A 26,868-nucleotide genomic window follows, 5' to 3' on the forward strand; every position below is an offset into this window, starting at 1 on the left:
TTGCGGCCCCGTGTGTTTGGGCATCACACCGAAGCAAACCGTGTTACCCGATTGAACCTTCGGGTCAGGAGAATCAGCAATGAAGCGTCGCGTCGTCGTAACCGGCCTGGGTATCGTCTCGCCGTTGGGCAATGATCTGGCCAGCAGCTGGGAAGGCATCACCCACGGTCGTTCGGGCATCGGTCCGCTGACCAACATTTCTGATGCCTACCTGGATCGGTTCACCACCAAGATTGCAGGTGAGGTCAAGGGCTTTGACATCACCGCCGACAACGAACTGTTCGGCAAATTCCGGGTCAGCGGCAAGGATGCCAAGAAGATGGACCCGTTCATCCATTACGGCCTCGGTGCCTCGTTCATGGCCCTGCACGACTCGGGCCTGGAGATCACCGACGCCAATGCCGAGCGCATCGGCGCCATCGTCGGCGCCGGCATCGGCGGCCTGCTCGGCATCGAAGAGCAGACCATCGAGTTCCACGAGGGCAAGAAGATCTCGCCCTTCTACGTGCCCAAGACCATCATCAACATGCTGCCGGGCCAGCTGAGCATCATCACCGGCCTGAAGGGCCCGTCGTTCTCGGCGGTGTCGGCGTGCGCGACCTCGAACCATTCGATCGGTACCGCGATGCGCATGATCCAGTACGGCGACGCCGACGTGATGGTGGTCGGCGGTGCCGAACGTGGCTCGTCGCCGACCGCACTGGGTGGCTTCTGCGCGATGAAGGCCATGAGCACCCGCAATGACGCCCCGGAACAGGCTTCGCGCCCGTGGGACAAGGACCGTGACGGCTTCGTGCTGGGCGACGGCGCCGGCATCCTGATCCTGGAAGAGTACGAGCACGCCAAGGCGCGTGGCGCAAAGATCTACTGTGAACTGGCCGGCTTCGGCGCCAGCTCCGACGCGTACCACATGACCGCACCGAGCGAGAACGGCGAAGGCGCCGCGCGCTGCATGGTCATGGCCATGAAGGACGCGGGCGTGACCCCGGAACAGGTGGGTTACCTCAACGCGCACGGCACCTCCACGCCGCTGGGCGACCTGGGCGAGACCATGGCCATGAAGACCGCCTTCGGCGACCACGCCTACAAGATGATGGTCAGCTCCACCAAGTCGATGACCGGCCACCTGCTGGGCGCTGCTGGCGGCGTGGAAGCGATCTTCTCGGTGATGGCGCTGCAGGACAACGTCATTCCGCCGACCATCAACCTGCAGCAGCCGGGCGAAGGCTGCGACCTGGACTACGTGCCCAACGAAGCACGCCAGGCCAAGGTCGACGTGGTGATGTCCAATGGCTTCGGCTTCGGCGGCACCAACGGCACGCTGATCTTCAAGCGCGTCTGACCGAGTTGTAGCGTCGGGCCATGCTCGATGCCGCGTTCTACGGAGCCGCCGCAAGGCGGCTTCCGTGCATCTGAACCCCCGACCTGGCCGCCATGACCCACGCACCGCTGATCCACCCGCTGCCGCACCCGATCGATCTGCTGGCCCTGCAGCAGCATGACCCGGCGCGCTTCCCGCTGCTGATGGAATCCACTGCCTCGGGCACCGCCCAGGGCCGCTGGAGCCTGCTGCTGGCCACGCAGGGCGAGGGCCTGCGGCTGGACGCCGATGGCCAGGTGCGCGACCTGCAGGGTGCCGTGCAGCCCGGCACGTTCCTGCAGGCGCTGGATCGCGCCTGGCAGCACGAACGTCTGCCGCACGACGGCAGCCACAGCCTGCCGTTCCGTGGCGGCTGGGCGCTGATGCTGGACTACGAAGTGGCCAGCCAGATCGAACCGGTGCTGCCGGCGCGCGCGCGCGCGGACGGCCGCCCGACCGCGCTGGCGCTGCGCTGCCCGGCCGCGGTGCTGCACGACCACCAGAACGACGCCAGCTTCGTCATCGCCGAAGCCGGTGAGCAGACCCTGCTGGAGGCGCTGATGACCTTGGCGTCGCAGGCATTGCCGGAGGCCGGGCAGGGCTGGCAGCCGCCGCAGTCGGTCGGCGAGGATGCGCCACAGCGCTTCACCGATGGCGTGCGCCGGGTGATCGACTACCTGCGTGCCGGCGATGTGTTCCAGGTAAACCTGTCGCGGCGCTGGAGCGCGCAGTTCGCCGCGCCGGTCAGCCCGCAGGCGTTGTATTCGCAGCTGCGCCGTGCCAACCCCGCACCGTTCGCCGGGTTGTTCAGCGCGCACGGCCGCCACGTGGTCAGTTCCTCGCCGGAACGGCTGGTGTCGGTGCATGCCGGCCACGCGCAGACGCGTCCTATTGCCGGCACGCGTCCGCGCTTCGAGGGCGACGATGATGCCGCGCGCATCCAGGAACTGGTCGGGCACCCCAAGGAGCGTGCCGAGCACGTGATGCTGATCGACCTGGAGCGCAACGACCTGGGCCGTATCTGCCTGCCCGGTACCGTGGTGGTCGATGAGCTGATGACCGTGGAGAGCTACGCGCATGTGCACCACATCGTCAGCAACGTCAGCGGCCACCTGCGCCCGGAGGTCACGCCCGGCGAGGTGATCGCCGCCACGTTCCCGGGCGGCACCATCACCGGCTGCCCCAAGGTGCGCTGCATGCAGATCATCAGCGAGCTGGAGCAGGTGCCGCGTGGTGCCTACACCGGCGCGTTCGGCTGGCTGAACCGCGATGGCGACCTGGACCTGAACATCCTGATCCGCACCGCCGAAGTGGACGGCCAGGAGGTGAGCTTCCGCACCGGCGCCGGCATCGTGGTCGATTCGGACCCGGACAAGGAACTGGACGAGACCCGCGCCAAGGCCCGCGGCCTGCTGCGTGCGCTGGGCCAGCAGGGCTAGGCGTGCACCGGTAGTGCCGGCCGCTGGCCGGCAACGCCATTCCCCCACGGTGGGTGCCGACCGTTGGTCGGCACGCAGGCGCGACCCCGGTCATGACCCCAATCCACCGGCACGGTATCCTGCACGACGGAATCGAGTTCAGAGGTAGTCCATGGCGGGAGCCAAGCGCGGGTGTCTGTTCGTGGTAACGCTGGTGGTGGTGCTGGCCGCCGTCGTGGCCGGCGCGGGCGCGTGGTTCTTCTACCAGCAGACCCGGTTCGCCGATGCCCCGATCACCCCGACCGCCGAGAGCGTGGTCATCGCCAGCGGCGATGGCATGAACAGCGTGCTGCGCAAGCTGCGCGATGCCGGCGTGGACGAGGGCCAGGACACCCAGTGGCAACTGCTGGCGCGCCAGCTCGATGCGGCCGGCAAGCTGAAGGTGGGCGAGTACGCGCTCAGTGGCGAGCTGACCCCGCGCGAGCTGTTGCTGCGCATGCGCGCCGGCAAGGTGCTGCAGCACCGCGTCACCATTGTCGAGGGCTGGAACATCCGCCAGCTGCGTGCTGCACTCAAGCGCGCCGAGCCGCTGCTGCACACCACCGATACCCTGGATGACGCCGCGTTGATGCAGCGCCTCGGCTTCGGTGGCCAGCACCCGGAAGGCCGCTTCCTGCCGGAGACCTACGTCTACCAGCGCGGCGACAGTGATCTGGACGTGCTCAAGCGCGCCCACGCCGCAATGGAAAAGGCGCTGGACGAAGCCTGGGAAAGCCGCGCGCCGGACCTGCCGATCAACACGCCCTACGAACTGCTGACGCTGGCGTCGATCATCGAGAAGGAAACCGCGCTGGCCAGCGAGCGCCCGCAGATCGCCGGCGTGTTCATGCGCCGCCTGAAGATCGGCATGCGCCTGCAGACCGACCCGACCGTGATCTACGGCATCGGTGCCGCGTATGACGGCAACATCCGCCGCCGCGACCTGACCACCGATACGCCGTACAACACCTATACCCGTGCGGGCCTGACCCCGACCCCGATCGCCATGCCCAGTCGCGACGCGCTGATGGCCGCCGCGCAGCCGGCCGCCGGTGACGCGCTGTACTTCGTCGCCGTGGGCGACGGCAGCGGCGCGCACGTGTTCTCGCCCAGCCTGGAGCAGCACAACGCCGCCGTAGCCCGCTACCTGCAGCAGCTGCGCCAGCAACGTACCCAGGAGATCCCGGCGCAATGAGTCCCGCGCTGCTTCGTCACCCGCGTTTCGTCAGCCTGGAAGGCGGCGAGGGCGCGGGGAAGACCACCGCCATCAATGCCATCCGTGACTGCCTGCGCAGCCACGGCCACGAGGTGGTGCTGACCCGCGAGCCGGGCGGTACGCCACTGGCCGAGCGCATCCGCGGCCTGGTGCTGAAGCCTGATGCCGAGATCGCTGCCGAGCCGCTCAGCGCCGAAGCCGAGTTGCTACTGGTGTTCGCCGCACGCGCCCAGCATGTGCGCCAGGTGATCCGGCCGGCGCTGCAGCGCGGTGCCTACGTGCTGAGCGATCGCTTCACCGATTCCAGCTACGCCTACCAGGGCGGCGGCCGTGGCCTGGATCCGCAGTGGATTGCCGACCTGGAGCGCCGCGCGGTCGGCCTGCTGCCGGGCTTGACCCTGCTGCTGGATGTAGATGTGGCGGTGGGCCGCGCCCGCGCGAATGGCCGTGACCTGTGGCCGGACCGCATCGAGAGCGAGCAGGACGATTTCTTCCAGCGCGTGCGCGCCGTGTTCCGCAGCCGCGCACAGCAGGACCCGCAGCGCTTCGCGCTGATCGACGCCGGCCAGGTGCAGGAACGCGTGGCCGCCGATGTGGTCGCACGTATCGAGCGTTGGCTGCAGGACGGGGAGGGCGCATGAGCACGTTTTCGCCGTGGCAGCAGCGCGCGTTCGACCAGACCGTGGCCGCGCTCGACGCCGGTCGCCTCGGTCATGGCCTGCTGATCTGCGGCCCGGCCGGGCTGGGCAAGCGCGAGGTGGCGCTGGCGCTGGCCGACCACGTGCTGGCGCAGGGTGATGCAACGCACGCCACGCGCACGCGCCAGCTGATCGCCGCCGGCACCCATCCGGACCTGCAGCTGGTCAGCTTCATTCCGAACAAGAGCGGCGACAAGCTGCGTACCGAGATCGTCATCGAGCAGGTGCGCGAGATCACCGAAAAGCTGGCGCTGACCCCGCAGTACGGCGTGGCGCAGGTCGTGATCGTCGATCCGGCCGATGCGATCAACCGTTCGGCCGCCAACGCGCTGCTGAAGACGCTGGAGGAGCCGCAGCCCGGCCGCTACCTGTGGCTGATCAGCAGCGATCCGGCACGCCTGCCGCAGACCATCCGCAGCCGTTGCCAGCGACTGGAATTCAAGCTGCCGCCGCAGCACGAAGCACTGGCCTGGCTGCAGCAGCTGGGCCACAGTGAAGCATCGGCGCGCGAAGCGCTGGAGGCCGCCCGCGGCCATCCCGGCCAGGCCGACAACTGGCTGCGCGAAGACGGCCTGAGCCTGCGCCGCGAAGTCGGTCGAGATCTGGAACAGCTGGCCGCCGGCAAGACCGGCGCGGTGGAGCTGGCGCAGAAGTGGTGCGGCGATGAAAACGCGTCGCTGCGCCTGCGCTTCGCTGCCGATCTGGCGCTGGCCCAGGCCAGTACCGATGCCTTGACCACGCCGGAGCGATTGCACAAGCTTGCAGCCTGGTTCGATGCGGCCAACCGCACCCGCGACCTGCTGCGCACCACGGTGCGTGCAGACCTCGCGGTGGTCGAGTTGCTGCTGGCCTGGAACAAGGTGAACGAGCGGCCTGCCGCAAGGGGAAATCGATGAGTGCCAGCAACGCCCGCCAGGGCATCCTGTCCCTGGCTGTGAAGGACAAGGCCGCGCTGTACAGCGCGTACATGCCGTTCGTGAAGAATGGCGGCATCTTCGTGCCCACACCCAAGCGCTATTTCCTGGGCGACGAGGTGTTCCTGCTGCTGACCCTGCCCGATTCCAGCGAGCGCCTGCCGGTGGCCGGCAAGGTGATCTGGGTGACCCCGGCCGGCGCACAGGGCAACCGCACCGCCGGCATCGGCGTGCAGCTGGCCGACGGTGCCGAAGGCGAGGGCGTGCGCCACAAGATCGAGACCCTGCTGGCGGGCCTGACCGGTTCGGACAAGCCGACCCATACGATGTGAGGCGGTGCGGCGCGGTCCTGTAGAGCCGAGCCATGCTCGGCTGCTGTTGCCCGAAGACAGCCGTGAATGCGAATGTGAAAAACTGTTGACGGCCTCTGAAAAGCCCCTATAATGAGCGGCTCAGCAACACACCGGGCGGTTAGCTCAGCGGTAGAGCATTGCCTTCACACGGCAAGGGTCACAGGTTCGATCCCTGTACCGCCCACCATGTTGCAGAACGAAAGAAGCCTCCAGAAATGGGGGCTTTTTGTTACCAGCGATCCAGCAAGATCAGCTGGAAGCACACGCCCTTTCAGCCGTGCCGCTCCAGCAGCTCGCGCGCGATCATCGCCGTGGCATCCAGCAGGTCATGGCCGCTACCCGCCTGCACCACCACCGCCAATAGGCTACGGCCCACCTCGGCATTGCCGCTGGTCAGCTCCATCTCGCCTTCAAAGCACAGATCGGCCAACCATTCATGGGCCTGCTGCAGCCCGCGCTTGCGGACGCGGCGGAACTCCGCGAGCAGCTTCGCCTGGCCGGCTTCCTGCTCACCGTCGGCCAGCAGGCCGATGGCACCGCCGTGCGCCGCGCGCCAGAGGGCCGGTAGCGGGCGACCGTTCGCGTCCACCACGTCCGGCGAGAACTGCGCGCAGTACATTTCGTAGCGCTTGCCCGCTGTGCTGCGGGGCACGATGCCGGCCTCGGCCAGCAGGCGTTCGGCTTCATCCAGTGTGCTGAACTTCAAGCGCAGCAGTGCAGGGCGGCTCAGCTGTTGTGCCAGCGCGTGCTGGTTGGCAGCGAACCAGACGTTCCAGCCCACGGTTGCGCGGCCTTCCAGTGCGGCCTTGAAGTATTCCAGGTGTTCGGCGTCCATTGCGGTCTCCTGCGCTCCCTGCGCGATTGTAGCGGGAGCGTATCCGGGCCGCTCAGGCGTCGCCGCCGGAGAGGCAATGATGTGCCTCGCGCACCAGTTGTCGTGCGGCCACGATCAGTCCGTCGACATGGAAGGCACCCAACTGTTCGTCCGGGCCGCCTTCGTTGCGCGCATGGTCGGCGGCCTGCAGCAGATCGAGCAATGCGCCGAGCCCAGATAGCGAGCGGCGCAACGAAGCGTGATTGCTGGCGCCGAGGGTGAGGCTGATGCACGGCTGTCCGTCATCGCCGTCAGCATGGTTGATCGCATTGAGACGGGCGAAGAAAGTGGGCAGCTGCGCGGGCAAATTCTGCGCGTTCAGGGCGCACTCGATCTCGCGTGCGAGGTCTTCGGGCACATCGGCGGCGACGTCGCCGATAAGGGTGTACAGGCGGGGATGGACGGCGGTGCGGTTGGTCATGGCGAAACCCTCACTGGCGTAGGGCCACCTTCCGGAGTGAAGGTGGCGGACGGTGCGGGTTGGCGTACCGGGGCAAACACAACGGAGTGAGAAATCACCCGGCGGATCGAGTGATCCCCACACACCGCCCGCCATTGAGGGCAGTTGGTGCATTCTTGCGGCTACGCACTGCTGCGCAACCTATCCGTTCGGTTTGCTTTTTCGAGACGCCAATCCCGTCCAAGGCGTCTTGCCTCGGCGCGGCGATCTTCAAGCCGGGCAATCACATCGGTCTGTAAGGAAAATTCTCAACTGTCCCTAGGCAGGCCAGACGTTTTCCGATGTGTGCCGTTCGACACGCGCGAGTAGTGCGGCCCATCACTGATGGCGCACATCGCCGCCCCTATCGACGGTGCACAAGACGACTCCAGAGCGGCGCCGCCACGGCAATCGCGTCACCCCGCGCGGCGGAGGCGGGACCATGCCACGCATGGAGCCAGAGGGTTCCATCCCTGCGCTGTCCCGCCGCCCCGGGCAGGCGTAGTCTCAGCCCGTTGCCGTGCCCTTCCACCCTGGAGTACCACCATGCCGCTCGCCCGCATCGATCTTCGCAAAGGTAAATCCGCCGACTACCTGCAACGCGTCGGCGACACCATCTACCAGGCCATGCGCGCGGTGGGCGTGCCGGAGAACGATCGCTTCCAGATCTTCCAGGAGCACGCACCTGGCACGCTGATCTACGACCCGGGTTACCTGGGTGTGGACCGTACCGACGACTTCATCTGTATCCAGATCACCTGGAACGAAGGGCGCACGCTGGAGCAGAAGAAGGCGCTGTACGCCGGCATCGCCGATGGACTGCATGCAGCGGTGGGCATCCGCCGCGAGGACGTGTTCATCAACCTGGTGGAGGTGAAGAAGGAGAACTGGTCGTTCGGGAACGGTCAGGCGCAGTACGTGAGTTGATGCGGGAACGGTGCCTGCGCCTGATGCGGCTGGGTCAGGCCATGCGCGGCGAGGCCTGCTGTTGTGCCTGTTGCTCGTCCTGCGCCAGCCGGCTTGCGTCGCGGGATTGCTGCTGCACATTGGCCTGCTGATACAGCGTATCCGCGTCGCCCTGCTGCGTATCGAGCAGGGACAGGCGCTGGCGATTGGCGGCAGGGTCCGGCGAGGCGGTGTCGCCGCTGCGATGCAGGAATACGTAGCCGGGTGCCTCGGCGGTGCTGTTTGAACTGAATGCCACCTGCAGCGTGTCCTTTTCGCTGAAGCCGGCCTGCACCGCCGCGTGGGTCAGATGGCCGGCCAGTCGTTCGTGCTCCTGGCCGGAGGGCAGTCCCTGCTGTTCGCTGGCCTGGGCGAGTGCGGTACGCACTTTCTGGTCCAAGGCATGAAGGCTGTGCCCCGGTGCGCGCGCGTCCGCAGCCAGACGCTCGCTCAAGGGGCCATCAATGCCATCGGTTTCGCTGAGCAGACGCTGCTTCAAGCTGCGCTCGGGCAAGGGATGAGTGGTGGTGCGGTTGAGTTCGCTGTTGGGGAAAGGGGGCTCAATGCTGTCCACGCCATGGATGTTGCGCAGCGGACGATAGCCGTCCTTGCCCTGTGACTGGACGCCCAGCGGAATGCGGACATCGGGCAGCAACTGGCCGACGGGGCCGCCGATGCTGTTCACGTCCAGGCTGTGCTTGCGCTGGATGCCGGCATGATTCAATGCGCCCCAGGTGAAGTCCACGCAGTTGTGGCGCACGTCGGCATAGTGCTTGCTGAAGCCGTGCGCCACTGGATCGTCGCCGAACGCCTTGAGCTTGTTGTACTGGGCTTCGGTGATTTCCAGAGAGCGCGTGTAATGCGGGTTCTTGTAGGTCTTTGCATCGCTGTCCACGATGTCGCCAGGTCCGTTCATGCTGCCGTGCTTGATCGGTGCAAAGCCGTAGCTCGCTGGATCTTTCCCCGGTGCTCGCAGGACGTAGAACATGTGACCGGGCCCGGATGTCTGCGGGGAACCATCCGGATTGCTCAGCGGCTGCTGCGTTACGGGGTCGAGAAGCGGTGTACCCGGTGCCGCAATGACGATATCGACGATGTAGCGTGGCTTGTCCATGTGCGTGGTGTTCCTCCTGGAAGGTGTACGAAGGCGCTGCGCTACTTGGCGAGCGGACGCGATTCGTGAATCAGCATCCTGGCGCTTGCGCCACGAAGTGGTGCGATGTCTTCAACCGTGCTGACCTGGACCCGATACCGGCCATGCGCCTGCAACGGCAGCAACGCGACATGCAATCGGTATGCGCCATCGCTGCCCCGTTGGATCTGGGCGTAGTTCAGACCCTTACCGCGGTGCCAGTCTGGCAGTGGCTGGCCAGATTGCGACTGTGCGATCTGATACGCGTCGGGGCTTGCCAGCGGCTGCCAAGTGCCGCCGGACCATTGCTGAAGTCCAACGCGTAAAGGAATGTGCAGGTCGCGCGGAGAAGCAGCATCTGGCGATGGGGAGACGTGCTGCAGATCCAGTTCCACCGCATAAGTGCGGTAGCTGGCAAAATTGCGCGCCGTGGTTTCGAACTCGAACTGCACCTGCTGGCCGGGCGCGTCCACGGCGATGGGATGTGAGAGTTCCAGCGGCTCTGGCGGTGGGGGCGGCCCCTTGTCGGCGCAGGCAGCAAGCAGCGCGGTCAGGCCGAGCAGGCTGATGCGCTGCCGGTGTGTGATGCGGGTGGTCATGCAGATTCCTCTGGCTCCTTGCCGTGGCCAATTGAACCCTAACGTTGGCGAGGCAGAGCCCGCAAGCGCAGGGACCGCGGTGTGGTGCATTCACATGTCGCCGCGCGAGGCGAGCTCCTGCGTCACCGTGTCGCAGGGGGCAAACCCTGAACGGGGTCCAAGGTTGGGCACAGGCCCGTAGAATGGCCGGGTGCGTCATTCTGTCCTCCACCGCCGGTTCCAGGCCCTGGCTTGGCTTGCCATGCTGCTGGTGCTGCTTGCCCCGCTGGTGAGCCGCTGGCTGGCGCATGGTCACGTGGCTGCCGCTGCGCCGGTGGTAGCCATGGACCACGCAATACACGCAGAGCATGCGCAGCACGCGATGGAAGGGCACCGCGACCATCACGCGATGGCGATGCCGCACGGCGAGACCGCAAAGAAGCCGCCCGCCGATCCGCATGCCGATCATGAGATGGGCGTGGACTGCGATTACTGCCTGATCGCTGCACGGCTGATCACCCTGTTGGTGGCGGCAGTGCTGCTGTTGGCGCCGATGGCACCGGTGTGCCGCGCGTTGCGCGGTGCGGTGCAGACGTTGCCGCAACGGATCAGCGGCACATTGGGAGCGCGTGGGCCGCCGGCCTTGATGGCCGTCTGAGCCGCACGCGCGTTGCATTGATCGTTTTTCCATGAGGTTGCCGGCCACGGCCGGTACCCGCACGCGCGTGTTTGTCCCTTTCTGATTGCTGCCCTGCCATCGCGGGGTGGCCTTGCATGCCGTGAAAAAATGAAAACGAACCCCAACTCCGCGCGCCTGCGCCGGGCGACGCTGCCTGTCCTGTGCGCGTTGCTCCTGCATGCTGCGCCCCTGCTTGCCGCCGACGCGGCACCCCCGACCACGCTGGAGACCGTGCGGGTGGTCGATGCCCGTAGCGGCGAGCTGTCGTCCACCGCCAGCGCCGGCTCTGTGTTGGGCCTGAGCGTGCTGCAGACGCCGGCCAGCCTGACTGTGATTTCGCGCGAACAACTGGAGCAGCGCGGCGACAGCAACCTCAACGATGCGATCAGCCGGGCGGGTGCGATCAGTGCCATGCCGCACCCGGGCAACGGCCTGAGCGCGCTGTCCGCCCGCGGCTTCACCGATGGTGCCTCGGTGATGCGGCTGTACGACGGGCTGCGCCAGTACGGCGGCGTGGGCATCACCTTCCCGTTCGATACCTGGTCGATCGAGCGCATCGAAGTACTGCGCGGGCCGGCCTCGGTCATCCACGGCGACGGTGCGATCGGCGGGGTGATCAACATCGTGCCGAAGAAGCCCTCGCGCGGTGCCATCGAAAACGAGATCAGTGTGACAGTGGGCAGCGAGGACACCGCGCGGCTGGGCTTCGGCAGTGGTGGCGCGCTGACGCCCGAGCTGGCCTACCGGCTGGATGTGAGCGGCAACTACAGCGGTGGCTGGGTCGATCGGGGACGCAACGGCGATGCCACCTTCTCCGGCGCGCTGCTGTGGCAGCCGCGCACCGACCTGCAGCTGACCTTCACCCACGCGCAGGGCCATCAGAAGCCGATGCGCTACTTCGGCACGCCGCTGGTGGAGGGACGCCAGTTGGACGCGCTGCGCCACCGCAACTACAACGTCGATGACAGCGAGATCCGCTTCCGCGACCGCTGGACCCAGCTCGACGCGCTGTGGACACCGAACGCGAACGTGGAATGGCGAACCCGCGTCTACCAGATCGACAGCCAGCGTGATTGGCGCAATGCCGAGGCCTATGTCTACAACCGCGCTACCGGCTTGATCGATCGCTCGGGCAATACCGAGATCACCCACAACCAGGACCAGACCGGACTGACCTCGACGCTGCGCGTGCAGGGAACGGCGGGTGGCCTGCAGAACAACTTCGCGGTGGGCCTGGATGCCAACCGCGCGCACTTCAAGCACACCAACAACACCTATGCCGGCAGCTCGGGCCCGGTCGATCCGTTCGATCCGGTGCCGGGCCAGTTCGCCAGCGACGCGCCGAACCTGCCGCGCTATCGCAACCGCGCCGAGCAGTACGCGCTGTTCGTGGAGGACCGGCTGGCGTTGAGCGAACGCTGGTCGGTACTGGGTGGGCTGCGCCACGACCGCGCGCGCATCGATCGCACCGATCTGATCAGTGGCCAGAACGCGTTCTCGAAGACCTACAGCAGCACCGGCTGGCGTGCAGGTACCGTATTCGCGCTGCAGCCGGCGCTGAGCCTCTACGCGCAGTACTCACAGGCGGCGGACCCGGTCAGTGGACTGCTGATGATCAGCCCAGCCAACGGTGCCTTCGATCTGGCCAAGGGCCGGCAGATCGAGGTGGGCCTGAAGCAGGCCTTCGATGGCGGCGAGTGGACGCTGGCGGCGTATCGCATCCGCAAGACCGGTCTGCTCAGCCGTGATCCGCTGGTGCCGGATCGCCGCGTGCAGGTGGGGGCGCAGACCTCGCGCGGTATTGAAGCGTCGTTGACCTGGAACGTCGCGCCGCACTGGTCGCTCGATGCCAACGCGACGGTGCTGAAGGCCGAGTTCGAGGACTTCCTGGAAACCACGGGTTCGCCGGCGGTGCTGGTATCGCGTGATGGCAACGTGCCGCCGAACGTAGCCGAGCGCCTGGCCAGTATGTGGCTGAACTGGCAGTTCGCACCGGACTGGAGTGCGGCGGGTGGCGTGCGTTACGTCGGCAAGCGCTACGCCGACAACGCCAACACACTGGAGCTGCCCGGCTACAGCACCACCGACCTGGCACTGACCTGGCAGGCGGCACCGCGCACGCGGCTGTCCGCGCGGTTGTTCAACGTGTTCGACAAGGCGTACTACGCCACCGCGTACTACACCAGCACGCAATGGCTGCTGGGTGCGGACCGGCGCGTCGAATTCACCGTCGACCATCGCTTCTGAGGAGGCCGGCCATGACGCTGCGATCCACCGCCAGGCGCTGGACCTACCTGGTGCATCGCTGGCTGGGCATCGGCGGATGCCTGCTGATGCTGCTGTGGTTCGTCAGCGGCATGGTGATGCTGTTCATTGGTTACCCGAAGCTGACGCCCGGCGAGCGGCTGGCGGCGTTGCCGGTGCTGGGTGAGGCCCGCGACCTGCAGGAGCTGTCGGTACTGCCTGCCGCCGTGCAGGCCGAGCCGGAGGCTGTGGCATTGACCACGCTACGCGGCGAGCCGGCGTATGTGGTGCGAAGTGGCAGCAATGTGGGCGCCTGGTCTGCCGTGACCGGCCAGGCGCTGCTGCCGGTGTCGGCACAGCGCGCCGAAGCATCCGCTGCACAGTTCGCCGGAGGCCCGGCCTTTGTGGGTGCGATGCGCGTGGAGGAGGACCGCTGGACGCATTCGCGCGCATTGGATGTGCATCGGCCGCTGTATCGCGTCGAGGTGGGCGGCGCGCAGCCGGGCGACCTGTACGTGTCCTCGCGTACCGGCGAAGTGGTGCTGGACGCCCCTCATGTGCAGCAGCGCTGGAACTATGTGGGCGCCTGGCTGCACTGGCTGTACTTCCTGCGCATGCAGTCGGTGGACCCTGTGTGGACGTGGGTGGTGATCGTGCTGTCCGCGCTGTGCACCGTGGCGGCGATCAGCGGCATCGTGGTGGGAGTGTGGCGCTGGCGTTTCCGTGGGCACTATCGTTCCGGTGCGAAGACGCCGTACGTCGAGCCGTGGATGCGCTGGCACCATCTGATCGGATTGTGTGCCGCGGCCTTCGTGTTCACCTGGATTTTCAGCGGCCTGATGTCGATGAATCCATTGGGCGTCTTCAGCAGCACGCATGAAGCGATTGATGTTGAGCACTATCGTGGCGGCGCGGTGGCGGTGGATGGCACGTTGGCTGAGCCGGCGAGGCTTATGGCTGTGGCCGATGCTGGGCGCTTCCGGCCGGTGGAGATCCAGTGGCGGCGCATCGGTGGTGAGCTGTTCGCGGTGTTGCTGGATGGGAAGGGCGGCACCCGCATCGTGTCCAGCACCCATGGGCGCCTGCAGGTTGCGCGGTTGCTGCCGGCCGCGTGGCTGCAGCAGAAGGTGCGGGCGCTGTCCGATGCGCCGATGCAGGATTTCGTGGTCCGACATGTACCGGATGCCTACTTCTATCCGCGTGCGCCCGAGGCCATGAATGGTGCGGCGGTACGCCGCTTCCCGGTGGCAGTGGTGGACTTTGGCGATGCGGAGGCGACGCGCGTCTATCTCGATCTGGCGACCGGCGATCCGTTGCTGACGATGGGGCATCGCGAGCGGGTGGGGCGCTGGTTGTTCTACTTCCTGCACAGCTGGGACCTGCCGGCGATGCTGCGCCAGGAAGGTGCCCGGCTGGCGGTGTTGCTGCTGCTGAGTGCTGCTGGCACCGCGTTGTGTGCCACGGCGACGGTGATCGGCTATCGGCGGTTGCGGATGAAGCTGCGGCGCAGGCGGCGTTGATGCCTTGGGCTACACCCGCAGCCAACGCGTGGACATCGCCACCAGCAACAAGGCCGTGGCAACGCCGATGAATGCGGCGATCAGGCCGAAATGGTTGGCGGCGAAGCCGATCAGCGCCGGTCCGGCAAGGATGCCGGCGAAGCCCAGCGTGGAAACGGCGGTGATCGCCAGCGCACCCGGCATGCGGGTCTGGTGGCCGGCCAGCGAGAACAGCGCCGGCGCGATGTTGGCGCAGCCAAGGCCGACCAGCACATAGCCCGCCAGCGACGCCTGCCATGGCGTGACCAGGGTCAGCACCAGCACGCCAGCGGCAGCAAGCAGAGCGCCGAGAACGATCGCGCGCTGGCGGCCCACGCGCACCACCAGTGCATCGCCGAACAGGCGGGCGATGGTCATGGTCAGGGTGAAGGTCACATAGCCGACGCCGGCGAGGCTGGCATCGACGCGACGCACATCGCTGAGGAACACCGCGCTCCAATCCAGCATCGCACCTTCGCCGAGGAACGCAACGAACGCCAGTACGCCGATGAACAGCACGATGCCGTGTGGCAGGGCCAGCATCGGTGTGTCGTGCGGCATGCGTTTGCTGTGCCAGTACGCCGCTGACAGCAGCAACGCCAGCAGCATGGCGCCGACGCCGATCAGCACCGATGCCAAGGGCGGCAGCTGTGCGGACAGCAGCACGGTCATGGTGGCCGCGCCGAGGAAACCACCGATGCTGAAGAAGGCATGGAAGCCGGACATCATCACGCGCCGTGCTTCGCGCTCGACGATGACGGCCTGTACGTTCATCGTGCAGTCCATCGCGCCCACGGCGGCACCGAACACAAACAGGACCAGCCCGAGTGTCCAGGCCGAACCGGCCAGCGCCAGGCCGGGCACGGTCAGGCAGATCAGCAGGCTGCTGGCCACCATCACCCGCCGGCAACCGAGGCGCGCGGCCAGCACGCCGGACAACGGCATTGCCAGCAGCGAACCGGCACCGAGGCAGAGCAGCACCAGCCCCAGCGTGGCGTCGTTGATCCCGGTGCGTGCCTTTGCGAACGGCACCAGGGTGGCCCACAGCGCGGTGGCGAAGCCGGGAATGAAGAACGCAGCGCGGGTCGCGTGCTGTTCGGCACGCGCGCGGTTGGCAACGGACATGAGCGGTACGGTCAGGGGGGAGTGGGGTGTACCGCGATGCCGGCGGCGCGGAAGCGTGCCGCCAATGCGGGCGGCGCGGTGGTGGTCAGCACCAGGTCGTCGATCTCGTCGAGGCTGGCGATCTGCCAGTTGCCGCGGGCACCGAGCTTTTCAGTCGTGGCGGCGACGATGACGCGGCTACTGCAGGCCACCATCGCGCGTTTCAGCGTGGCTTCTTCCGCATCCATTGCCCACACGCCGGTGTCGCCGTCCACCGCGCAGGGGCCGGGCAGGTACACGTCGGCACGCAGGCGCTGCACCTGGGCCAATGCCTCGGCGCCGACCGCACCGCCACCGCTGGCCAGGCGTCCGCCGATCAGCTGCACCGAGGTACCTTCGAGCATGCTGGCGGCGGTGGCGATCTGCGGGGCATTGGTGATCACCGTCAGGCCGAGGGCGGCCGGCAATTGCTGGGCGATCGCCAGGTTGGTTGAACCGGCATCGAGCAGTACGACCTGGCCGGGGTGCAGCAACGCGCAGACGCGGGCGGCCAGCTCGGCCTTGTCGCCGCGGTCGCGGGTCAGGCGCTCGCGCAGCGGGCGTTCCTTGGGCGGTGGCAGCACGGCGCCACCGTAAACGCGCTGGCACATGCCCTGTGCGGCCAGTTCGCGCAGATCGCGGCGGATCGAATCTTCGGACACGGCATAGCGGCGCGCCAGTTCGGCGGCGACTACGCGGCCCTGCTGGCGCAGTTCCTCGAGGATCTGCCGGGTGCGCTGGGCGGGGAGGGGGCTGGGATCGGAGCTCATGCTGCAAGTCTGCACGTTCGTGCATTAACGTGCAACAACGTGCATTCGGCATTGGGGGACGCAGGGCGGCTGGACTGCCGGTGAATCCGCCCGCGCCCACGTCTATGGATCGCCCTCGCGGCCCGGCATGATGGCGGGGCACCTGGCATGGAATCCCTGATGTCCCCCACCGTTCACCGCAAGCTGCGCATCGGCGCGGACCAGTACACCGGCCAGAAAGTGGTCGACCAGCAGTTCCATGAGTGCGATTTTTCCGGTGTCGACCTGACCGCCACCGAGTTCATCAACTGCAGCTTCTACGATGCCGACAGCCGCAGTGGCTGCCGCTTCAATGGCACCACATTGAAGGAGGCCAGCTTCCGCAGCTGCGACATCAGCATGTGCCACTTCAACTTCATCAAGGCGCTGGGCCTGGAGATCAGCGAGTGCCGCGCGCAGGGTGCGGATTTCAGCAACGCCAGCTTCATGAACCAGATCACCACGCGCAGTTGGTTCTGCAGCGCCTTCATCAAGAAGTCGAACCTGCGCTATGCCAATTTCTCGCGGGTCACGCTGGAGAAATGCGAACTGTGGGAGAACCGCTGGGACGGTGCGAACGTGAGTGGCGCAAGCTTCGCGGGCTCGGACCTGTCCGGTGGCCAGTTCGAGGGAATCGACTGGAACAGCGCCAACTTCACCGACTGCGACCTGACCAATTCCGATCTGGGCGAGCTGGACCTGCGCAGCACCAACCTGCGCGGCGCCACGCTGGACGTGCAGCAGGTGGCGCTGTTGATGCAGCGGATCGGCATCACCGTGGTGCCGTAGACATCACCCGGCGTACGCCACCCAGCCCTTGAAGCTGAAGCCCGCATAGAACAGCTCCACGCCATCGAAGCCGGCCTCCTGCATCAGCGCGACCTCCTGTTCGGGGGCCAGCAGCGGCAACCGCTCGGCAATGGCGTCGATCGCGCGCTGTGCATCGGCGTGGGCAACCCCCGAGGCTTCGGCGAACGCGGCGTAGCGCTGCAACCAGCGCAGCTTGCCGGCCGGATCCTGCGGCACGCTGTGGTGGGCCACCACCAGCGGTGCGCCGGGCTGCAGGCGCCTGTGCAGCTCGCGCAGCGTGTGCAGGCGCTGCGCGGCGTCGAGGAAGTGCAGGGTCAGCAGGCAGCTGGCACCATCGAAGCGCAGATCGGGTGCATCGTCGATGTAACCTTCCAGCAGCTGCACGCGCGGCATCAGCGGACCCAGTGTCTGCTCGGCCAGGGCCAGCATCGGCGCGGCCGGATCCACACCCAGCAGCTGCCAGCCCGGCTGCGCTTCGGCAAAGGCCTTCAGCTCAAGCCCGCCCCCGGCGCCGAGTACCAGCACGCGGCCCTGTGCGGGAACGTGTTCGGCCAGCAGCAGGCGGGTCATCTGCTGCAACGCGAGGAAACCGGGCACCTGGCGCAGCGGCGCTTCGGCATAGCGGGCCACCGCCTGCGGATCGGAGAACGTGGACATGCGCGGATTCCTGCGGCGGGGGACATGCCACTGTAGCGCGGCGCGCAAGAGGCGTTGCGCGCCGCTGCCGCATCGTCGCGGCCAGTTGCGGGGCGTACGCATGGTGGTGGCTGCGCTGGTCGCGCATTCCCGGCTCAGCGCAGCGCGCGCGCCAGTACCTGCCAGATTCTCGGGTCCTGGCACTGCGAAACGTTGAAGCGCAGATAGTCGGCCGCGCGCTGCGACTGGCTGAACGCGTTGCCCGGCGCCAGCACGATGCCCTCGCGCAGGCAGTGCCGCGCCAGTGCGGCGGCGTCGCGGCCGTCGGGCAGCTGGCACCACAGGAACAGGCCGGCTTCCGGCTGCAGCCACGGCGTGATGCCCAGCGCCTGCAGCTTCCGCAGTGTGTGCCGGCGTGCATCGGCCAGGCGCGAACGTATGGACTGCATGTGGCGGCGGTAACCGCTATCGGTCAGCGCGATGTGCATCAACTGCGCGGCCAGATGGCCGCCGCCAAAGCTGGTCGCCAGCTTCAGGTCGGTCAATGCCTCTATCCAGTCGTGGCGCGCAGCGATGTAGCCGCAGCGCGACGCTGCCGACAGCGTCTTGGAGAAACTGCCGACGTGGATCACCCGTGACAGTCCATCGAGCGCGGCCAGCCGCGGTGCCGGCTGCAGTTCGAAGTCGGCGAAGATGTCGTCCTCGACGATGATCAGCTCGCTGCGTTCGGCCAGGCCCAGCAGGCGGTGCGCGATGTTGGCTGAAAGCACCGCGCCGGTCGGGTTGTGCAGTCCGGAATTGGTGAGGTACAGCCGCGGCGAATGCGCCTGCAGGGCTTGCGCGAACGCCTCCAGGTCCGGGCCGCTGTGCGTGTACGGCACGCCGATGGCCTGCACCTGGTGCGCCTTGAGCAGCGCGTGGTAATTGAAGTAGCTCGGGTCATCGACCAGCACGCAGTCGCCGGGCTTGAGCAGGAAACGGCAGAGCAGATCGACCGCGTGCGTACCGGATTCGGTCAGCAGGATCTGCTCCATCGGTGCATCGATGCCAAGCGAGGCGCTGCGCCTTTGCAGCAGCTGGCGCAACGCGGGCAGCCCGAGCGGGCCGGCGTAGTCCACCAGTTGCATGGCATCGGCACGCGCCAGCCCGCGCAGGCCGCGGCGCACGCCATCGTGATACAGCCAGTCACTGGGCATCCAGCCGCACCCTGGCTTGAGATCGCCCGCGGGCGTTTCCAGCGATTGTCGTGATACCCACAGCGGATCCACCGCGCGATCCAGCCGCGGCTCCATTTCGGCCAGCGTCAGCGGTGCGGCCGGGCCACTGACGTAGAAGCCCGAGCCTGCGCGTGCACTGATCAGGCCTTCGGCCGCCAGGCGCTCGTAGGCCTCGACCACGGTGGAGACTGAAACTCCCATGGTCGCTGCCTGCGCACGTACCGAAGGCAGGCGGGAGCCGGGGCCATCCACCCGTGCACTGATGCGGGTGCGGACGGTCTGGATGACCGATTCGATGCGGGTGAGCGGGCGCGGCATGGTGGAACCGTAGTGGAAGTGTAGGCAGTACAGTTACTTGCGGCTGTACTGGATTGTAGCTGGGGTCGTTCCGCGCTGGATGCTTCCATACAGGTGCAGCCGGGCATCGTCCGGCACCTTCAGGAGTACAGGCGTGGAACGGTCGGCGAGTGGTTGGATCAATGGCTTCATCGGTGTGGTGATCTTCGCCGGCTCATTACCGGCCACCCGCCTGGCGGTGCTGCAGCTGGATGCCGGGTTCGTCACCGCCGCACGCGCCACCATCGCCGCGGTGCTCGGCCTGGGCCTGTTGTTGATGCTGCGCCAACCGTGGCCGCGGCGCGGCGACCTGCCGGGGCTGGTGGTGGTCAGCCTCGGCGTTGTGGTCGGCTTCCCGCTGCTGACCGCGCTCGCGCTGCGCCATGCTTCGTCGGCACACACCATCGTGTTCCTCGGCCTGCTGCCGTTGAGTACAGCGGTGTTTGGCGTGCTGCGCGGTGGCGATCGGCCGCGCCCGGCGTTCTGGCTGTTCTCGTTGCTGGGCAGTGCCTGCGTGGTCGGCTATGCCGCGCGCAACGGCATCGAAGCCTCCTTGCAGGCCGACCTGCTGATGCTGGCGGCGATCGTGGTGTGCGGGCTGGGCTACGCGGAAGGTGGTCGGCTCGCCCGTCATCTGGGCGGCTGGCAGGTGATCAGCTGGGCATTGCTGCTGGCGTTGCCGGTGATGCTGCCGATGACGGTGCTGATGCGCCCGGCCTCGCTCTCGGCGGTCGGTGCCTCGGCGTGGTGGGCACTGGGCTACGTGGCAGTGTTCAGCATGCTGATCGGCTTCCTTTTCTGGTACCGCGGGCTGGCCCAGGGCGGCATCGCCGCTGTCGGCCAGCTGCAGCTGCTGCAGCCCTTCTTCGGCCTGGCCCTGGCCGCGCTGCTGCTGCACGAATCGGTCAGCCTCAGCATGGTGCTGGTGACTCTGGTCGCAGTGATCTGCGTCGCCGGCGCGCGCCGCTTCAGCCGCCAGGAAAAAGGGGACGGAGGGGGTTAAGTCGTTTCAGGCACAGCAGGACCAATTACGACTTAATCCCCTCCGTCCCCATTTCCGGGGTGCTGCGGAAAAGGTGCGCAACGGCGTAGTCGATGAACACCCGCAGGCGTGCACTGGGATGGCGCCCACCGGGCCACAGCAGCGAGAACTGCCCCTGGTGCGTGGGCAGTGTGGGCAGCACCTGTTGCAGGCGGCCATCGGCCAGCGCGTCGGCTGCGAGGAAGTCAGGCATCCAGGCCAGGCCCATGCATCCGATCGCAGCGGCCAGCACGGCCTCCATGTTGTTGCAGGTCATCGCCGTGGGAAGGCGCGCCCCGGCGTCGCCTTCGATGCCCGGCAGCTGCCACGGATGCAGCTTTCCGGTGGTGGGGTAACGGAAGCGCAGCGCGGTATGCATGCGCAGGTCGCCCACATCGCCGGGCGTTCCATGCATCTGCAGATAGCCCGGCGCCGCACAGAGGATGAAACGAAAACCACCCAGCCGCCGTGCGGTCAGGCTGGAATCGGCCAGTTCGCCACTGCGTATCACTGCATCCAGGCCTTCGCTGACCACATCGACGATGCGGTCGTTGAAGTCCAGTTCCAGCTGCACCTGCGGATAGCGTTGCTGGAAGCCGGGCAGCACCGGCAGCAGGAAGCGGTAGCCGATGGTGGGCAGGCCGATGCGCAGCAGTCCGCTGGGGGCGTGCTGTCGCTGTGCTAGGTCCGCCTGCGCTTCGGAAAGCTCATCCAGCGCACGCCGGCAGCGTTGCAGCAGCAGTTCGCCTTCGTCGGTGAGATGCACGCGGCGGGTGGTGCGCTGGAACAGGCGCGTGCCGAGTTCCTGTTCAAGCCGGGCGATGCGCTTGCCGACGGCCGAGGCTGACAGGCCGAGTACGCGGGCGGCACCGACGATGCTGCCTGCCTCCGCGGTGCGGACGAAGGCGAGCAGGGCGGAGATGGAGTCCATGCTTGGATGATTGCGGAACATCTCGCCGCAATCAACGTCCACCGAGCCTGTTTTTCTGGAATAGCGGCCTGTCCATCATCAATGCCCCTGATGGATGGAGGCCCGCATGGCCCCGGATTCGATGCTCCCTGTACCTGTCCGCGCGCAGCAGCGCTGGGCGCTGCTTGCGGTCTGCCTGGCCGCGCTGGCGTTGCCGTTGTCCTTCTCTGCCGGTGCAGTCGCGGTGCCGGCGCTGGCCCGTTCCGCGGCGGCATCGCCCACCGCGCTGGCCTGGGTGACCAACGCCTTCATGCTCACCTTCGGCAGTCTGTTGCTCGCTGCGGGCGGCTTGGCCGATCAATATGGCCGTCGGCGGCTGTTCCTGCTGGGCACGGCGGGCTTCACCACCGCCACCGCCGCCGTCTGCCTTGCTCGCACGCTGCTATGGCTGGATCTGGCGCGCGGGTTGCAGGGCGTTGCCGCGGCGGCGGCGCTGGCATCCGGCACGGCGCTGCTGGCACAGGCCTGGCAGGGGCCGGCGCGTGCCCGTGTCTTCGCCCTGCTGGGCACCACGTTCGGCATGGGGCTGGCGTTGGGGCCCCTGCTCGCGGGCCTGCTGCTGCAGACATTGGGATGGCGCAGCGTGTTCGCCGCGGGCGGTGTGCTCACGTTGGTGGCCTTCGGCCTGGGGGCACGCGCGTTGCCTGAAAGTCATGGCGAGCGCCGACCACTGGATATCGGCGGCATGCTGAGTTTCAGCCTGACGCTGGCGGCGTTGACCCTGGCGCTGCTGTGGTCGGGCGAGTTCGGCCTGCATGCCGCGCGCGTGCAGCTGGCGCTGCTGGCGACGCTGCTGTCGGGCGGGGTGTTCGTCTTCATCGAACGGCGGCACCCCTCACCGTTGCTGGACCTCTCACTGTTCTCGCAACCGGGGTTCCTTGGTGTCCAGTTGCTGCCGGTGGCGACCTGCTTCGGCTACGTGGTGCTGCTGGTCGTGTTACCTCTGCAACTGCTGGGCGTGCATGGCCAGAGCGCGACGCTGGTGGGACTGCAGATGCTGGCCCTGTCCGCGCCGATGCTGGTGCTGCCGATGCTGGCCGCGCGCTGGGCGGAGCGCGTTGGAAGTGCGCGGCTGTGCACGCTGGGCCTGCTGGTCTGTGCCTCTGGTCTGTACCTGCTGTCGCGCCACGCATCGCATCCGTCGCCGTCGCAGTGGGTGCCGCTGCTGATGCTGGTCGGCGCAGGCACGGCTTTGCCGTGGGGGCTGATGGATGGACTGTCGGTGAGCGTGGTACCGGTGCAGCGTGCCGGCATGGCCGCAGGCATATTCGGAACCGTGCGGGTGGCCGGCGAAGGCATCGCGTTGGCCACAGTCACTGCCTTCCTTGCGCTGCTGATCGGCCATCAGCTGCAGGGCGCGTCGCCGGCATCGCTGGTGCGTGCCGGTGCCTATCTGGCCACGGGGGCGCGGGAACAGGCGCAGGCACTGCTACCGACGATAAGCGGCATGCAGCTGCAGCACGCCAGTAGTGAGGCGCTGGCGACACTGCTGCGTGTACTGGCGCTGCTGACCGCCGCCTGTGCCGCCGTGTTGCGCCTGTTGTTGCGGAAAAGGACGGGTGCCTTGGTCGGGAACATGGTGTAGCAGGCTCATCGCCGCCTCCGCCGTCATCCCGTTGTCGTGTCCCGCTCACGTCGCCTATGCCCACCCGGGCCTAGTCTTGATCGTCCCCGTCCCCCCACGGAGACCTGCCATGTGGCTGCTCGACCATCTCTGGCCCGGCCGTCGACCCCTTCCTCCCCCGGTCGAGGACGCGCCACAGGCACCGTCACGCCGGCCCTGGCTGAAACGCCCGGCGCGGGCGGGACGCAGCGGCATGGCGCCCTGGCAGAAGATCGCCACGCCGCCGCGGCGCACGCGCCACTAGCCGGTGCGGTCTGACGGGTGGTTGACCCCGTCGCTGACCGGAATAACCCCCAGCGCGAACGGATCAATGCCCTCCAGGCAGGCCACGTTGTAGCCGTACTGGTCGGGGTTGGAGCGGCGCCGGTGATGGGTGTAGATGCCGCACACCCCGCAGAAGTAGTGCTCGGCCACATGGGTATTGAACTGGTATTTCTGCAGGTGGTTCTGCCCGCGGAGCACCTGCAGGCCCTGACGGGGGACGCTGGCGGCGATGGCGCCACGGCGGCGGCACATCGAGCAGTCGCAGCGGCGGGGATCGACGATCCCGTCCGGCAGGTCCAGCAGCAGCTCGACCGTGCCGCAGTGGCAGGTCGCGCGGTGCCGGGGTTGGACCGGAACGCCGGCCACGGAAGTGATGCCCATCGTTGCTCCTGTGTGATCCATCTGGCCGTCGGGCCGCAGCAGACGGTGCGCCGGCGTGCCTGAACGGGCCGTAGATGCCACGGTGAACCCGCTTGTGGCTAACTATGCGGCTTCGGGACCGCGACAGGATGCCAGTGAGAGCCGCAGGACGTTGGATGACAGGAAGTGCCATGGCGCTGGCGGCGTTGTGGGTGACCGGGCTGCTGGCCTATCAGGTGCCGGGGCCGGGCTGGCTGTCCACCGGTGCCGCTGCGCTGTGGCTGCTGGTTGCGCTGTGGGCGTCGTGGCAGGTCGCGCGTGGCCGTGGCCATCGTCGCTTGGGCATGGCGTTCGGCGCGTCGCTGGCGCTGGCCGGCCTGTGGTGGCTGCTGCTGACCCCGCGCCAGGACCGCGTATGGGCCGATGACGTGGCCCAGCGCCTGCATGTGGTGTCCTTCGACGGGCGCCACGTGGTGCTCGACAACGTGCGTGATTTCACTTGGCGCAGCGAAACCGACTACGACGCGCACTGGGTGCGCCGCGCGTACGACCTGGACCAGTTGCGCTCGGCCGACCTGGTGCTGTCGTACTGGATGGGCCCGGCGATCGCCCACACCCTCATCTCGTTTGGCTTCGAGGATGGGCGCCACGTGGTGTTCTCGCTGGAGATCCGCAAGGAACGCGGCGAATCCTTCTCGGCGCTGGGTGGCTTCTTCCGCAAGTTCGAGATGACCCTGGTGGCCGCGGAGGAGACCGACATCATCCGCACCCGCACCAATGCGCGTGGCGAGGATGTCTACCTGTACCGCCTGCACGGCATGGACCGTGCGCAGCTGAAGGAGCTGTTCGCCGCGTACATCGCGCAGGCGCGCGAACTGGATGCGAAGCCGGGCTTCTACAACACACTCACCAGCAACTGCACCACGATCGTCTTCGACCTGGCCCGCCAGATCGCGCCGCGCCTGCCGCTGGACTACCGCCTGTTGCTGTCCGGCTACCTGGCCGAGTACGCACAGGAGGTCGGTGCACTGACCCCGGGTGTGCCGTACGCCGAGCTGCACGACAAGGGCCGCATCACCCAGCGTGCGTTGGACCTGGGCAGCGGCGAACACTTCTCCACCGTGATCCGCCAGGGCGTACCTGGCACCGAGCAGGACCCGCAGTAATGACTCGACTCCTCCTGATCCGCTGGCAGCGTGCGCTGCCGGTGTTGTTCGTCGCCTTCCTGCTGCTGGTCAGCAGCGGTTGCGCGATGGTCACCGTCAAGCAGGTCAAGTCCAGCGATTCGCTGGTCAACAAGCGTGCCGACGTGCTCAATACCGGCAAGCTCAGCCCCGCCGCGCGAGAGACGCTCAGCGCGGCAGGCCTGGACGAATCGCAGTGCGAGAAGGACTTCCTGGTCTGCCGCAGCACGCTGCTGATGACCGACGATCTCAATGTCGAGCAGCGGCTGTCGGCGCTGTCCGAACTGTGGGTGAAGACCGCGCTGGCGCTGACGCCGAAGAAGACCGCAGCCGGTGATCCGCCGATGAGCGACGCAGCGCTGGACGCCTGGCTGGAAGCCGCGCGCTACGCCTATGCCTACCTGTTCTACAGCGGCCGCTCACCATCGGATCGCGCCTTCGAAGACCGGCAGACACAGGTGCGTGACTACTACAACTACGCGGCCGAGAAGGCGGCGGTGGTGCTGTTCGTCCGCGCGCGCGCCGCTGCGTTGGCGGGCGAGGACTACACGAAGCCGATCTCGGTCGGCAGCTGGTCGTTGGCTTCCAACTACCAGCAGCTGAACCTGAAGAGCATTCCCGCGCAGCTGGTGCCAGCCGGCACGGTCAGCTTCGTCGGGCTGCGCAGTACTTATCGCCGTGATGGCTTCGGTGCCGAACTGGTGATGGTGATGGACCCGCCGAAGCTGGTCGCACCGGTGATCGCACCCGAGGGCGCCAAGGCTGAGGCGCCGCAGGAGGATGAGGACGACGCACGCCGTGGCCGCCGTCATCGCCACGACGATTCGGTGCCCGAGTTCAGTGAGATGTCCTCGATCAACGTCACCGCACTGCTGCGCTTCGAAGGCAGCAACCTGGACGATGTGATGCGCACGCGCCGGGTCGAGCTGGACGCTTATTCGCCCGAAGCGACCGAGCGCATCACCCTGCATGGCGAGCAGGTGCCGCTGGCCGGCAACTTCACCGCCGCCTATGGCCTGTGGTTGGCGCAGAGCGGTTTCGCCCGGCAATCACTGCGCACCCTGTTCGGCATGAGCGAGAGCATCGGCGAACCGCACATCTACCTGATGCAGCCGTGGGACCCGAACCGCCGCATCATCTTCATGCTGCACGGCCTGGCCAGCAGCCCGGAAGCCTGGGTGAACCTGGCCAACGAGATCATGGGCGACCCCGAGCTGCGCCAGCAGTTCCAGGTGTGGCAGGTCTACTACCCGACCAACGCGCCGATCGCGCTGAACCGCTACGAGATCGCCAACGCGTTCAATGACACCCTCAAGCACTTCGACCCCAACGGCAGCACGTGCGCATCGAAGGACATGGTCTATATCGGCCACAGCATGGGCGGCGTGCTGGCGCGGCTGCTGGTGAGCGACTCGGGTGATGTGCTGTGGGATGACCTGCTGGCCAACTATGACCTGAAGGGCGAGCGGCTGAAGCGGGTGCAGGCCAAGCTGGGGCCACTGCTGCATTTCAAGGCGCAGCCGAACGTGGAACGCGCGATCTTCATCGCCGCGCCGCACCAGGGCACGGATATCGCCGGCAACAGGGTCGGGCGGCTGATCGGTCGCCTGGTACGCCTGCCGCTGACCATTCTCGGCAAATTCGAGGACGTGTTCATGGCGCTGGCACAGGCCGAGCAGCAGGTCGACGGCACCGCCAAGCCGAAGATCCCCAACAGCATCGACAACCTCAAGGCCAGTGATCCATTCGTGAAGGCCGCAGCGCAGCTGCCGATCGAAGCGCGACTGAAGTACCACTCGATCATCGCCCAGCGCAAGCCGGAGCTGCCGGTGGAAAAGTCCGATGACGGACTGGTGCCGTACTGGAGTGCGCACCTGCCGGGTGCACAGTCGGAGAAGGTCATCATTTCCGGCCACAGCGTGCAGGAGACCCCGCAGGCGGTGCTGGAAGTGCGGCGCATCCTGCACCGGGACATCGATGACGTAGGCACGGGGACCCGGTAGTGCCGGCCGCTGGCCGGCACCATCATGGGATTCCCGCGTGCGCGGAGGTTGCCGGCCAGCGGACGGCACTACCGAAACCCGACGG

Annotated in this window: 25 protein-coding genes and 1 tRNA gene; 16 read left to right on the top strand and 10 right to left on the bottom strand. The window is 67.2% G+C overall.

Annotated elements, in window-relative coordinates:
- Positions 1-79: 79 nt before the first annotated feature.
- From fabF to AC5P65_RS14090, 7 genes are all read left to right on the top strand, one after another.
- Positions 80-1,342, top strand: coding sequence for a beta-ketoacyl-ACP synthase II (gene fabF, locus AC5P65_RS14060; protein ID WP_019659496.1), 1,263 nt, complete (start codon positions 80-82; stop codon positions 1,340-1,342).
- A gap of 92 nt (positions 1,343-1,434) precedes the next feature.
- Complete coding sequence (locus tag AC5P65_RS14065; RefSeq protein WP_021202625.1) at positions 1,435-2,799, top strand: aminodeoxychorismate synthase component I; 1,365 nt, start codon at positions 1,435-1,437, stop codon at positions 2,797-2,799.
- 151 nt (positions 2,800-2,950) lie between these two features.
- Positions 2,951-4,012: an endolytic transglycosylase MltG gene (gene mltG, locus AC5P65_RS14070; RefSeq protein ID WP_019659494.1), complete on the top strand. Its 1,062-nt coding sequence runs from the start codon at positions 2,951-2,953 to the stop codon at positions 4,010-4,012.
- Positions 4,009-4,674 carry a dTMP kinase gene (gene tmk / locus AC5P65_RS14075; RefSeq protein ID WP_019659493.1) on the top strand — a complete coding sequence of 222 codons (666 nt, stop codon included), beginning with the start codon at positions 4,009-4,011 and terminating at the stop codon, positions 4,672-4,674. Before mltG ends, tmk begins: the two co-directional genes overlap by 4 nt.
- Positions 4,671-5,627: a DNA polymerase III subunit delta' gene (locus AC5P65_RS14080; RefSeq protein ID WP_111098581.1), complete on the top strand. Its 957-nt coding sequence runs from the start codon at positions 4,671-4,673 to the stop codon at positions 5,625-5,627. Before tmk ends, AC5P65_RS14080 begins: the two co-directional genes overlap by 4 nt.
- Positions 5,624-5,977: a PilZ domain-containing protein gene (locus AC5P65_RS14085; protein ID WP_005412452.1), complete on the top strand. Its 354-nt coding sequence runs from the start codon at positions 5,624-5,626 to the stop codon at positions 5,975-5,977. The genes AC5P65_RS14080 and AC5P65_RS14085 overlap by 4 nt, the downstream gene beginning before the upstream one ends.
- Positions 5,978-6,110: 133 nt before the next feature.
- Positions 6,111-6,185: transfer RNA gene (locus tag AC5P65_RS14090), tRNA-Val, on the top strand.
- 84 nt (positions 6,186-6,269) lie between these two features.
- On the opposite strand, the gene AC5P65_RS14095 is transcribed toward AC5P65_RS14090, so the two are convergent.
- Both AC5P65_RS14095 and AC5P65_RS14100 read right to left on the bottom strand, forming a co-directional pair.
- A complete protein-coding gene (locus AC5P65_RS14095; protein WP_005415515.1) occupies positions 6,270-6,833 on the bottom strand; it encodes a hypothetical protein in 564 nt (187 codons plus the stop codon).
- A gap of 52 nt (positions 6,834-6,885) precedes the next feature.
- On the bottom strand, positions 6,886-7,293 hold the full coding sequence (locus tag AC5P65_RS14100; protein WP_111098580.1) for a hypothetical protein: 408 nt from the start codon (positions 7,291-7,293) through the stop codon (positions 6,886-6,888).
- Positions 7,294-7,857: 564 nt separating this feature from the next.
- On the opposite strand from AC5P65_RS14100, the gene AC5P65_RS14105 reads away from it, so the two are divergent.
- A complete protein-coding gene (locus AC5P65_RS14105; protein ID WP_021202620.1) occupies positions 7,858-8,238 on the top strand; it encodes a tautomerase family protein in 381 nt (126 codons plus the stop codon).
- A gap of 34 nt (positions 8,239-8,272) precedes the next feature.
- Here the strand turns inward: AC5P65_RS14105 and AC5P65_RS14110 are convergent, their stop codons facing one another.
- Positions 8,273-9,172 carry an XVIPCD domain-containing protein gene (locus tag AC5P65_RS14110; RefSeq protein WP_258014236.1) on the bottom strand — a complete coding sequence of 300 codons (900 nt, stop codon included), beginning with the start codon at positions 9,170-9,172 and terminating at the stop codon, positions 8,273-8,275.
- A 239-nt stretch (positions 9,173-9,411) separates the two neighbouring features.
- Positions 9,412-9,987 carry a hypothetical protein gene (locus tag AC5P65_RS14115; protein ID WP_111098578.1) on the bottom strand — a complete coding sequence of 192 codons (576 nt, stop codon included), beginning with the start codon at positions 9,985-9,987 and terminating at the stop codon, positions 9,412-9,414.
- 241 nt (positions 9,988-10,228) lie between these two features.
- Between AC5P65_RS14115 and AC5P65_RS14120 the strand changes: the two genes are divergently transcribed.
- The 3 genes from AC5P65_RS14120 to AC5P65_RS14130 all read left to right on the top strand — a co-directional run bounded on the left by AC5P65_RS14120 (position 10,229) and on the right by AC5P65_RS14130 (position 14,409).
- Positions 10,229-10,624, top strand: a complete 396-nt coding sequence (locus tag AC5P65_RS14120; RefSeq protein WP_111098577.1) for a DUF2946 family protein — start codon at positions 10,229-10,231, stop codon at positions 10,622-10,624.
- 129 nt (positions 10,625-10,753) lie between these two features.
- Positions 10,754-12,892 carry a TonB-dependent receptor gene (locus AC5P65_RS14125; RefSeq protein WP_180832387.1) on the top strand — a complete coding sequence of 713 codons (2,139 nt, stop codon included), beginning with the start codon at positions 10,754-10,756 and terminating at the stop codon, positions 12,890-12,892.
- Positions 12,893-12,903: 11 nt separating this feature from the next.
- On the top strand, positions 12,904-14,409 hold the full coding sequence (locus AC5P65_RS14130; RefSeq protein WP_111098576.1) for a PepSY domain-containing protein: 1,506 nt from the start codon (positions 12,904-12,906) through the stop codon (positions 14,407-14,409).
- Between the two features lie 9 nt (positions 14,410-14,418).
- Here the strand turns inward: AC5P65_RS14130 and AC5P65_RS14135 are convergent, their stop codons facing one another.
- Entirely contained in the window at positions 14,419-15,552 is a 1,134-nt protein-coding gene (locus AC5P65_RS14135; RefSeq protein WP_021202614.1) for an MFS transporter, read from the bottom strand.
- An 11-nt stretch (positions 15,553-15,563) separates the two neighbouring features.
- Positions 15,564-16,340, bottom strand: coding sequence for a DeoR/GlpR family DNA-binding transcription regulator (locus AC5P65_RS14140; protein WP_021202613.1), 777 nt, complete (start codon positions 16,338-16,340; stop codon positions 15,564-15,566).
- 159 nt (positions 16,341-16,499) lie between these two features.
- Between AC5P65_RS14140 and smqnr the strand changes: the two genes are divergently transcribed.
- On the top strand, positions 16,500-17,147 hold the full coding sequence (gene smqnr, locus AC5P65_RS14145; protein WP_111098575.1) for a SmQnr family pentapeptide repeat protein: 648 nt from the start codon (positions 16,500-16,502) through the stop codon (positions 17,145-17,147).
- 3 nt (positions 17,148-17,150) lie between these two features.
- Here the strand turns inward: smqnr and AC5P65_RS14150 are convergent, their stop codons facing one another.
- Positions 17,151-17,825, bottom strand: a complete 675-nt coding sequence (locus AC5P65_RS14150; RefSeq protein ID WP_111098574.1) for a class I SAM-dependent methyltransferase — start codon at positions 17,823-17,825, stop codon at positions 17,151-17,153.
- Positions 17,826-17,959: 134 nt separating this feature from the next.
- Positions 17,960-19,339, bottom strand: coding sequence for an aminotransferase-like domain-containing protein (locus AC5P65_RS14155; protein WP_021202610.1), 1,380 nt, complete (start codon positions 19,337-19,339; stop codon positions 17,960-17,962).
- Between the two features lie 133 nt (positions 19,340-19,472).
- Between AC5P65_RS14155 and AC5P65_RS14160 the strand changes: the two genes are divergently transcribed.
- Positions 19,473-20,360, top strand: a complete 888-nt coding sequence (locus AC5P65_RS14160; protein ID WP_021202609.1) for a DMT family transporter — start codon at positions 19,473-19,475, stop codon at positions 20,358-20,360.
- A 25-nt stretch (positions 20,361-20,385) separates the two neighbouring features.
- On the opposite strand, the gene AC5P65_RS14165 is transcribed toward AC5P65_RS14160, so the two are convergent.
- Positions 20,386-21,309: a LysR family transcriptional regulator gene (locus AC5P65_RS14165; RefSeq protein ID WP_111098573.1), complete on the bottom strand. Its 924-nt coding sequence runs from the start codon at positions 21,307-21,309 to the stop codon at positions 20,386-20,388.
- A 106-nt stretch (positions 21,310-21,415) separates the two neighbouring features.
- Between AC5P65_RS14165 and AC5P65_RS14170 the strand changes: the two genes are divergently transcribed.
- Positions 21,416-22,933 carry an MFS transporter gene (locus AC5P65_RS14170; protein ID WP_111098584.1) on the top strand — a complete coding sequence of 506 codons (1,518 nt, stop codon included), beginning with the start codon at positions 21,416-21,418 and terminating at the stop codon, positions 22,931-22,933.
- A 279-nt stretch (positions 22,934-23,212) separates the two neighbouring features.
- Here AC5P65_RS14170 and AC5P65_RS14175 read toward each other — a convergent pair whose 3' ends face one another.
- Positions 23,213-23,617, bottom strand: coding sequence for a GFA family protein (locus tag AC5P65_RS14175; RefSeq protein WP_058979411.1), 405 nt, complete (start codon positions 23,615-23,617; stop codon positions 23,213-23,215).
- Between the two features lie 170 nt (positions 23,618-23,787).
- Between AC5P65_RS14175 and AC5P65_RS14180 the strand changes: the two genes are divergently transcribed.
- Both AC5P65_RS14180 and AC5P65_RS14185 read left to right on the top strand, forming a co-directional pair.
- Positions 23,788-24,762, top strand: a complete 975-nt coding sequence (locus AC5P65_RS14180) for an Lnb N-terminal periplasmic domain-containing protein (RefSeq protein ID WP_111098572.1) — start codon at positions 23,788-23,790, stop codon at positions 24,760-24,762.
- A complete protein-coding gene (locus AC5P65_RS14185; protein ID WP_111098571.1) occupies positions 24,762-26,783 on the top strand; it encodes an esterase/lipase family protein in 2,022 nt (673 codons plus the stop codon). The genes AC5P65_RS14180 and AC5P65_RS14185 overlap by 1 nt, the downstream gene beginning before the upstream one ends.
- The last annotated feature ends 85 nt before the right edge of the window (positions 26,784-26,868 follow it).

This window comes from Stenotrophomonas sp. YJH_SMC_48-3 (genome assembly GCF_059369375.1).